This is a genomic window from Paracidovorax sp. MALMAid1276, assembly GCF_049198005.1.
Classification (GTDB): Bacteria; Pseudomonadota; Gammaproteobacteria; order Burkholderiales; family Burkholderiaceae_C; genus Acidovorax.
The window spans coordinates 25539-34550 of the sequence record NZ_JBMIRS010000263.1; the positions used below are offsets into that span (position 1 = coordinate 25539).

Sequence of the window (9012 nt, forward strand, 5' to 3'; positions counted from 1 at the left end):
GAGGCAGGATTGTACCTGCTCAAAATTTCAGCAAATGAAATGATGTGCCCCCATGCCGCCGCCGTGCTGCGCGGCCGTGCGGGCCGCCCTATCGCGCCGCCAGATCCGTGTCAGGCGAAGGAAGCGTGCTGGCGCTGCGGCGCGCAAAGTGCCACCAGGCGCCCGGCACATTGTCGAACTGGTGGCGTGCCATCAGCGCCCGCAGCCACTGGCGGTTGTGCTCCACGTCGGGCGAAAAGCCGCTGGCCGTCAGCGCCGCGTTGGGCGCTTCCACGCCGGTGGGCGTACCCATGTCCACCTCATGCCCATCGGCCAGCGGACCCCGCACCAGATGGCTGGCCTTCATGCCGTCGAGTACGCGCACCTGCACCGCCCAGGCGCCGCTCGCAGGCCGGCAGGCCGCCGACAGCACCAGCCCTTGCGCGCGCAACTCGCGCTCCAGCGCATCCAGCGCTGCCCGGCCCGATTGCGCGCCCCCGCACCCGCTGTGGGGCGCTGCCCAAGCCACGCCACCTGCGTCGGATTGGGCGGAGACCGCAGCCTGTGGGCTTTGCACGCACGCCGACAGCAGCAGCGCAACCAGCAGGGTGCTGCCGCGCAGAGAGGCAGCACCGCGTGCGCGGCTGGTGACGTGGGGAGCGGGATGGCGGGGGGTGATGGGCATGGGAAGCTCCGGCTTTGCGTTCGGGAACATGGGCTTCAAGATACAAACCCGCCCCTGCAGGACGCCATGCGCAGTTGCCGCCGACGGCTGTAGGACGGCGCCTAGAGCCGGCGATGCCGCGGGTTGCGGCCCCTACACTCCCGGGCTATGGAAATCTGGATGCACCAGCTGATGCAATGGCTGGCCCTGCCGCAGTTCGGCCTCAGCACCGTCTTTATCGTGTCGTTCATTTCGGCCACGCTGCTGCCCGTGGGCTCCGAGCCCGCCGTGTTCGGTCTGATCAAGCTCAATCCCGAGCTCTTCTGGGCCGCGATCGGCGTGGCCACGGTGGGCAATACGCTGGGTGGCGGGGTGAGCTGGTGGATGGGCCTGGGCGCCCACAAGGTGGTGGACAAGGCGCGGGGCAGCGCGACCGAGGTGCGTGCGCTCGGCTGGCTTGAGCGCTTTGGGCCCCGCGCCTGCCTGCTAAGCTGGCTGCCGGTGGTGGGCGACCCCCTGTGCGCCGTGGCGGGCTGGCTCAAACTGCCCTTCTGGCCCTGCCTGGCCTACATGGCCGTGGGCAAGTTTTTTCGATACTTGATCATGACCACCGTCCTATTGAAGCTGATGCCGGGGCATCTCCCGGTGTAGCCGAACCGGGTCACAGCGCAGCGTAACCGCTGGGATCGGCCAGCATCGAATCACAGCGGGCCACCGGCTCTTCCACCACCACCTGGTTGCGGCCGCCTTCCTTGGCCATGTACATCGCGGTGTCTGCGCGCGAGAAGAACTCCAGCACCGACTCGCCCAGCACATACTGCGTGACGCCGATCGACACCGTCACACGCCCGCGCAGCAACCCGGTCCATGCATACGTCTCGACCTGCGCCCGGATGCGCTCACACGTGTTGAGTGCGGGCAGCAGGGACGTACCCGGAAAGATCATCAGGAATTCTTCGCCGCCGTACCGCCCGAACACGTCCCCACCCCGCACGCCCTGCTGCGCAATGCGCGCAAAGTTGCGCAGCACCTCGTCGCCGCCCAGGTGCCCCAGTTCGTCATTGATGCGCTTGAAGTGGTCGAGGTCCAGCACGGCCAGACACAGGGGAATGCCGCTCTCGTCGGCCAGCTGCTTTTGTTCCTCCAGAGCCGCCAGCACATAGCGCCGGTTGAAACAACCCACCAGCGGATCGCGCTGCGCGTCTTCCTGTATGTTCTTGATCTTGCGGCTGGCGTGGTGCAGGCTGCGGTACAGCGACTGCACCTTGCCCAGCAACACGACGAACGCGGGCAAGGACACCGCCAGCGCGATCAGGTGCAGCACCTCCAGCCGAAGCAGCGCGGCATTGTGCTGCTGCGCATGGTGCAGCGCCACCACCAGCGCATACGCCGCCAGCACCCCTGCAGACAGCGCCAGCAGGGCGCGCCGGGGCACGATAAAGACACCGTAGGCCACGGCCACAAATGCAAACGGGGTGAGCAGGATCTGCGTGACCGGCGCCAGGTAACACAGCACCATCATTGCGCCCAGGGCCGTGGCCACCCCCGCCAGCTTGATGTGCCGGTGGCGCATCTTGCGCATCCATTCCGTACGCGACGCCGCCCCAAACACCGCAGCGCCCGCTGCCACCATCGCCAGAAGCGCGACCAGCACATCGGCCTCCACCATTCCCAGCGCCCAGAAGCCCGCCAGTGCCGCCGCATACAGGGCGATCAAGGAGCCTGCAGCCCGCCAGTCGCGGACTGCGCCGGGCGCGGGGCGTTCGCCCACGCCGTCCAGGGCCCGGCGCGCAGGCCGCACCGCTGCGGACGAAGATTCATCAAACTCCATCACGGCATCGGACAGGGGAAAGGCGTCCGTGGCCGAAAACGGATTCTTGCGTCCAAAAAACATAAGGAGGCAGGCGCTGGCCTGGTTGGGTTGGAGGACGGGCGCCGAGGCTTGCGCGCGTCAGGGGGTTGGCTGCCCTCCTCGGGCAAACCCGCGCATCTTACGCAGAACTGACATGCACCCTCTCCGTGTTTTCCAGTAGGGGCAGGGGGCCCAGGACGCACCGCGAGGGGCGCAGCGAGGGGCGCAGCCCCTCGGCGCCCCAGGTGTTGGTGTGGACCAAAAAGCCCTGTGCAACCGCAACGCGGGACAGGGCTGGTCCATCGATAGGCGGCGCTGGCTGCGGCCGCACAGGGAAGTCAGGGCGTGAAAGCGTCAGACGTTGAACAGGAAGTTCAGCACGTCACCGTCCTTGACCACATATTCCTTGCCCTCGGCGCGCATCTTGCCCGCGTCCTTGGCGCCTTGCTCGCCCTTGTACTGGATGTAGTCGTCAAAGGCGATGGTCTGCGCGCGAATGAAGCCTCGCTCGAAATCGCCGTGGATCACGCCGGCGGCCTGGGGCGCGGTGTCGCCCACGCGGATGGTCCAGGCGCGCACTTCCTTCACGCCGGCGGTGAAATAGGTCTGCAGGCCGAGCAAGCTGAAGCCGGCGCGGATCAGCCGGTTCAGGCCCGGCTCTTCCAGGCCCATCTCCTGCAGGAACATGTCACGGTCTTCATCGCTCATCTCTGCCATCTCGGCTTCGATCTTGGCGCAGATGGCGACCACGGGAGCCCCCTGGGCGGCAGCGTATTCCTTCAGGCGGTCGAGCAGCGGGTTGTTCTCGAAACCGTCTTCGCTCACATTGCCCACGAACATGGCCGGCTTGGCGGTGATGAGGCAGAACTGCTTGAGCAGCGGAGCGTCTTCCTTGCTGACGGAAATGGTGCGCGCCGGCTTGCCCTGGTCGAGCGCGGCCTGGATAGGGGTCAGAAGCGAGACAATCTTGGCCGCTTCCTTGTCATTGCCCGACTTGGCGGCCTTGCTGTAACGGTTCAGCGCCTTTTCGACCGTGGCCAGGTCGGCCAGGCACAGCTCGGTCTGGATGACCTCGATGTCGGCAATCGGATCCACACGGCCCGCCACGTGGATCACGTTGGGGTCTTCAAAGCACCGAACCACGTTGACGATGGCGTCGGTTTCGCGGATGTGGGCCAGGAACTGGTTGCCCAGGCCTTCGCCCTTGGACGCGCCGGCCACCAGGCCCGCAATGTCCACAAACTCAACGATGGCGGGGACCACGCGCTCGGGCGATACCACCTCGGCCAGCTTCTGCAGGCGGGGGTCAGGCACCTCCACCACGCCGGTGTTGGGCTCGATGGTGCAGAAGGGGTAGTTCTCGGCGGCAATGCCGGCCTTGGTCAGCGCGTTGAAGAGGGTGGACTTGCCGACGTTGGGCAGGCCCACGATGCCGCATTGGAGGCTCATGGCAGGGCTTTCTGGAATTCGGAGACAAACCGCCGATTTTACGGGGCCGCCACCCGCGCCCGTTCAGCGCGGCCCGGGCACCTCATTCAAAACGCAGATCGGCCGCCACCCGCTGGCCCACACGCAGCATCTGGCCCGCACCCTCGCGCACGATCGCATTCATGCCGAAGGTGATGGCGCCCTGCAGGCGCCGGTCCTGCCGGTACTGGCGCAGGGTGTCGCCCACCGCCGGGTGCGGCTGGGCCGTGGCCGGATCGATGTCCGGGATCGGGCATCGCGCGCAGGGCTTGACGAGTTGCAGACAGACCTCCAGCCCAGGCCCCGCGTCGACGCGGAGCACATCCACGCGGTCTTCGTCGTGGGCCTCCAAGCCCGCCAGCACCACGTTGGGGCGGAAACGCTCCACACCCACGCCCGCATGGCCCTGCGCCACGAGGCGCGCGTTGAGATCGTCCATCGACGCCTCGCTGGCGACCAGCACGGGGAAGCCGTCAGAGAACTGGTTCGGCGCCTCGACGCCGCCGGTCCAGTCCATGCTGGACAGGCGGCGGTGTTCGGGGTCGAACCGCACCAGGCGGCAGGGCTGGCCCAGAAAATCGGTGAACCATTGGGCAGCCACGGCCCCCATGTCCCAGGCCGGCACGGTGTCTTTCCACACCGTCACGGTGGCAGGTGACTCCACGGCCTCGATGGCGACATGCAGCGCCAGCATGCCGGGCGCCCGCAACACCATCTCGTCGGTCTTGAGCTGAGGCCGAATCAGCGCCATGCGCGGCAGGGCCCGCTGCGTGAGGAAAACGCCCTTTTCATCCACCACCATCCACGCTCGGTCCAGGTCCAGCCCGGTCTCCGTCAGCAGCGCTTGCCGCACCTCGATGCCTGCGCACGACTTCACGGGGTACACAAACAGGCGCGAGATGGTGCCGGTCAGATCGGATTCGGAGAGGAAAGTCACGCCAGGGGCTCCAGGAGGAAGGTTCTTGCGGGGTAAACCGGTAATTCTGCACTGCGCGTGGGGCAGCGGGCGCCCTCCTACAATGGCCCGCATGGCCCAACATTTCGATATCTGTATTCGCGGCAGCGGCATTGTGGGCAAGACGCTGGCACTGCTGCTGGCACGCAATCGGCTGAAGGTGGCGCTGGTGCCCCATCCCGGCCCGCAGAACCCCGCAGCCACCGATGTGCGGGCCTACGCGTTGAACCTGGCGTCGCGCAGCCTGCTCGAATCGCTGCGCAGCTGGCCCGATGCCGAGCACGCCACCGCCGTGCACCGCATGGAGGTCCACGGCGACCAGGATGGCATCGTCAACTTTGACGCCCCCACGCAGGGCGTGGATGCGCTCGCCTGGATCGTGGATGTTCCCGCACTCGAAGCGCGCCTGGCCGACGCCGTGCGCTTTCAGCCCCACATCGACGTGGTAGATAGCGCCGTGGCAGCGCCGCTCACGGTGGTGTGCGAAGGGCGCGCCAGCAGCACGCGCGCGGAATTCGGTGCCGAATTCAAGACCACGCCATACGGGCAGACAGCCATCGCCACGCGCCTTCACACCGGGCTGGGCCATGGCCAAGTGGCGCGCCAGTGGTTTGGCCCCGAGGGCATCCTGGCGTTTTTGCCGCTTGGGGGCCCCGAAGGGAACTCCGTGGCGGTGGTGTGGTCCGTATGGCATGACCTGGCCGCGCCGCTGATGGCCCTGTCGCCGCAAGAATTTGCAGCCAGGCTACACGCCGCCAGCCATGGAGCGCTGGGCACGCTGTCGCTGTGCGCCGACCGCGCGGCCTGGCCGCTGCAGCTGGCCACCGCAGACCGCTGGTGCGGCCCCCTGGCACACAACGTGTCTGCGCGCAGCAGCTGGGCGCTGGCCGGCGATGCCGCGCACAACGTGCATCCGCTCGCCGGACAGGGGCTGAACCTGGGCCTGGCGGACGCACAGGCGCTGGCCCGTGTGCTGCACGGCCGCGACTACTGGCGCAGCGTTGCAGACCTGAAACTGCTGCGCAGCTATGAGCGGGAACGCAAGGCCGCCGTGATGGCCATGGGATGGGCAACAGACGGCCTAGCGCAATTGTTTGCGCGCCAGGAAGGGCCCGTGCAAGTGCTGCGCAACTGGGGCATGAAGGGCTTCGAGCGCAGTGGCGCGCTCAAGGCCTTTGTCGCCCGCCGGGCTATGGGCATGGGCATGCAATGAGCGACCGGGGCGCAGGCCCCGGTGCAAAACCACAAGAGACCACAGAGACCACCATGAAACTGATTTCCACCCTGCTGGCGGCCGCGACCCTCGCCGTGCCCTGCCTGACGGCCACGGCCCAGGAATCTGACATCCGCAAGGCGCTGGCAGAGCGTATTCCGCAGATGGACAAGATCGATGAGGTGCGCCCCACGCCGATGAAAGGCTTGTACGAAGTGCGCATCGGCACCGACCTGTTCTACACCGATGCGAAAGGCAATTACGTGATCCAGGGCGAGCTCATCGACACCAAGGCGCGCCGCAACCTGACGGAAGACCGCATCGCCAAGCTGACGGCGGTGGATTTCTCTGCGCTGCCGCTCAAGGACGCCTTCACCATCGTGCGCGGGGACGGCAAGCGCAAGGTGGCCGTGTTTGAAGACCCCAACTGCGGCTATTGCAAACGCTTCGAGCGCGATCTGCAGAACGTCGACAACGTGACGGTCTACCTGTTTCTCTACCCCATCCTGAGTCCGGACTCTGCCGAGAAGTCGCGCAACATCTGGTGCGCGAAGGACCGGACGGCCGCGTGGCAGGACTACATGGTGCGCGACAAGGCCCCCGCCACGGCCAGCTGCGACACCAGCGCGCTGCAGCGCAACCTCGCCTTTGGCCGCAAGCACAAGATCACGGGCACCCCGACGCTGATCTTCACCAATGGCACGCGCGTGCCAGGCGCCATCGGAGCGCAGGAAGTCGAAAAGCGGCTTGCAGAGGCCAGCGGCGAAACCACCACCACCAACTGATTTCGCCATGCCGCCCGCGCCGGTTTTTTCCATGCCATCGCCGGGCCGAGCGCGGCCTTCCTGTCTGCCGGCCGGCGCCTCTCGCCCCACCGCCTCCTGCCCTCCGCGCCCATGACTTCTTCCCGCGCCGCCACCCCCGCCTCCCGCGCTGCACTGCACTACCGCATTGAACCCTCGGACCTGCACGCGCACCTGTTCTCCGTGACCCTCACCATCGACGAGCCGGCCCACGGGCAGGAGGTGTCGCTGCCCGTGTGGATTCCGGGCAGCTACCTGGTGCGGGAGTTCTCGAAGAATCTGCAGAACCTCAAGGCGCGCCAGGGGCGCCGCGAAGTACCGCTGGTCCAGCTGGACAAGCACCGCTGGCGCGTGGAGAGCACGCAGGCCAAACCGCTGGTGCTCACCTACAGCGTGTGCGCCTACGACAACTCGGTGCGCACGGCGTGGCTGGACGCCAGCCGTGGTTTCTTCAACGGCACCAGCCTGTGCCTGCGCGTGCACGGGCACGAGCACGGCCCCCATAGCCTGGAACTGGCCAGCACCCCAGACACTGCGGCGTGGTCGGTGGCAACGGGGCTGAGTGCGCTGGACGTGGATGCGCAGGGCTTTGGCCAATACACCGCCGCCAGCTATGACGAACTCGTGGACTGCCCGGTCGAGATGGGCAGCTTCTGGATCGGCAGCTTCACCGCCTGCGGCGTGGCGCACCGGTTCGTGGTGGCCGGCGCCGCGCCTTCGTTCGATGGCAAGCGGCTGCTCGCGGACACGCAGAAGATCTGTGAAGCCAATATCCGCTTCTGGCATGGCGACGGCAAGGCACCCTTCAAAAACTACGTCTTCATGCTCAACGCCGTGGGCGATGGCTATGGGGGCCTGGAGCACCGCAATTCCACGGCACTGATCTGCGGCCGCCGCGACCTGCCCCGGGTGGGCGACGCCCGCTCCAGCGAGGGCTACACGACGCTGCTGGGCCTGATCTGCCACGAGTACTTCCACACCTGGAACGTGAAGCGCCTGCGCCCGGCCGAGTTCGCCGCTTACGACTACACCGGCGAGAACTACACGCAACTGCTGTGGTTCTTCGAAGGCTTCACCAGCTACTACGACGACCTGCTGCTGCGCCGGGCAGGGCTCATCGACGACGCCACATACCTGAAACTCATCACCAAGACCATCAACCAGGTGCTGCAGACGCCGGGCCGGCACGTGCAGTCGGTGGCGCAGGCAAGCTTCGACGCCTGGGTGAAGTACTACCGCCAGGACGAAAACACCCCCAACGCCACGGTGAGCTACTACACCAAGGGCTCGCTCGTGGCGCTGTGCCTGGACCTGGCCCTGCGCCGCGACGGCAAGGCCACGCTGGACGACGTGATGCGCGCGCTGTGGGCCCGCACCGAGGGCGGGCCGATGGCCGAATCGGATCTGCGCGAGGTGCTGCGCGAGCTGGCGGGCCGTCCATTCGACGAGGAGCTGCAGCAGTGGGTGCATGGCCTTGGAGAGCTGCCGCTGGCGGAGCTGCTGGCGGCGCATGGCGTGACGCTCAAGGGTGAAACGGCGCAGTTGGCGCAGCAGCTGGGCCTGCGCGTGGCAGAGAACCACAGCGTGCAGATCAAGACCGTGCTGCGTGGCAGCGCCGCTGAAAAGGCCGGGATGATGGCGGGCGACGAATGGCTGGGACTGGCCGTGCAGGATCAGGAGTGGCGCATTGCGCGCCTCGATGATGTGGCCTTCTACGCCGGCGCACACCATTCGGTGAACGCACTGGTGGCACGCGACGGCAGACTGCTGCGCCTGGCGCTGCAGCTGCCCCGCCACGCAGCCCCTGCCGGCGTGGCCGCGGGGCCTGCAAAACCGGCGCACAAGCCGTCTGACCCCCACGCCGGTGCGGCCGCCGCCCCGGACACCATCAGCCTGTCCCCCGCAGACCCTGCCGCCCTGTCACGCTGGCTGGGCTGACAGCCTTCCCTGGCGCAGCAGGGCAAGGCTGGCGATATGCTTCGCGCCTGCCCTGAAACCGTCTTAGAGCCTGTTCAATGTCTTTTTGGAGTCGCACAAGGTCCTTGCCGGGATGGGATGCCAGGCGCGGTGCGCCGTGGA

Annotated in this window: 8 protein-coding genes; 4 read left to right on the forward strand and 4 right to left on the reverse strand. The window is 67.1% G+C overall.

From position 1 onward, the window contains the following. Positions 1-88: 88 nt before the first annotated feature. Complete coding sequence (locus ACOQFS_RS22665; RefSeq protein ID WP_421565057.1) at positions 89-664, reverse strand: D-Ala-D-Ala dipeptidase; 576 nt, start codon at positions 662-664, stop codon at positions 89-91. Between the two features lie 147 nt (positions 665-811). On the opposite strand from ACOQFS_RS22665, the gene ACOQFS_RS22670 reads away from it, so the two are divergent. Next, positions 812-1294: a YqaA family protein gene (locus tag ACOQFS_RS22670; protein ID WP_421565058.1), complete on the forward strand. Its 483-nt coding sequence runs from the start codon at positions 812-814 to the stop codon at positions 1292-1294. 10 nt (positions 1295-1304) lie between these two features. Here the strand turns inward: ACOQFS_RS22670 and ACOQFS_RS22675 are convergent, their stop codons facing one another. The 3 genes from ACOQFS_RS22675 to ACOQFS_RS22685 form a co-directional block, all read right to left on the reverse strand. Continuing rightward, the gene (locus ACOQFS_RS22675; protein ID WP_421565059.1) at positions 1305-2537 is read right to left on the reverse strand and encodes a diguanylate cyclase; all 1233 of its coding nucleotides are present in this window, start codon (positions 2535-2537) and stop codon (positions 1305-1307) included. A gap of 312 nt (positions 2538-2849) precedes the next feature. Further along, positions 2850-3944, reverse strand: coding sequence for a redox-regulated ATPase YchF (gene ychF / locus ACOQFS_RS22680; protein WP_421565060.1), 1095 nt, complete (start codon positions 3942-3944; stop codon positions 2850-2852). Between the two features lie 82 nt (positions 3945-4026). After that, positions 4027-4899 (reverse strand): MOSC domain-containing protein, encoded by an 873-nt coding sequence (locus ACOQFS_RS22685; protein ID WP_421565061.1) that lies wholly within the window; start codon positions 4897-4899, stop codon positions 4027-4029. A gap of 91 nt (positions 4900-4990) precedes the next feature. Here ACOQFS_RS22685 and ACOQFS_RS22690 point away from each other — a divergent pair, with 91 nt between their 5' ends. The 3 genes from ACOQFS_RS22690 (at position 4991) to ACOQFS_RS22700 (ending at position 8871) form a co-directional block, all read left to right on the forward strand. Continuing rightward, a complete protein-coding gene (locus ACOQFS_RS22690) occupies positions 4991-6130 on the forward strand; it encodes an FAD-dependent monooxygenase (protein WP_421565062.1) in 1140 nt (379 codons plus the stop codon). Positions 6131-6183: 53 nt separating this feature from the next. Continuing rightward, on the forward strand, positions 6184-6915 hold the full coding sequence (locus ACOQFS_RS22695) for a DsbC family protein (protein ID WP_421565063.1): 732 nt from the start codon (positions 6184-6186) through the stop codon (positions 6913-6915). Positions 6916-7026: 111 nt separating this feature from the next. Next, entirely contained in the window at positions 7027-8871 is a 1845-nt protein-coding gene (locus ACOQFS_RS22700; RefSeq protein ID WP_421565064.1) for a M61 family metallopeptidase, read from the forward strand. Positions 8872-9012 lie beyond the last annotated feature (141 nt).

Coding starts and splice junctions, on each gene's coding strand:
- ychF (WP_421565060.1), bottom strand. CDS start 3,944: ATGAGCCTCCAATGCGGCATCGTGGGCCTGCCCAACGTCGGCAAGTCC.
- ACOQFS_RS22690 (WP_421565062.1), top strand. CDS start 4,991: ATGGCCCAACATTTCGATATCTGTATTCGCGGCAGCGGCATTGTGGGC.
- ACOQFS_RS22700 (WP_421565064.1), top strand. CDS start 7,027: ATGACTTCTTCCCGCGCCGCCACCCCCGCCTCCCGCGCTGCACTGCAC.
- ACOQFS_RS22665 (WP_421565057.1), bottom strand. CDS start 664: ATGCCCATCACCCCCCGCCATCCCGCTCCCCACGTCACCAGCCGCGCA.
- ACOQFS_RS22670 (WP_421565058.1), top strand. CDS start 812: ATGGAAATCTGGATGCACCAGCTGATGCAATGGCTGGCCCTGCCGCAG.
- ACOQFS_RS22695 (WP_421565063.1), top strand. CDS start 6,184: ATGAAACTGATTTCCACCCTGCTGGCGGCCGCGACCCTCGCCGTGCCC.
- ACOQFS_RS22675 (WP_421565059.1), bottom strand. CDS start 2,537: ATGTTTTTTGGACGCAAGAATCCGTTTTCGGCCACGGACGCCTTTCCC.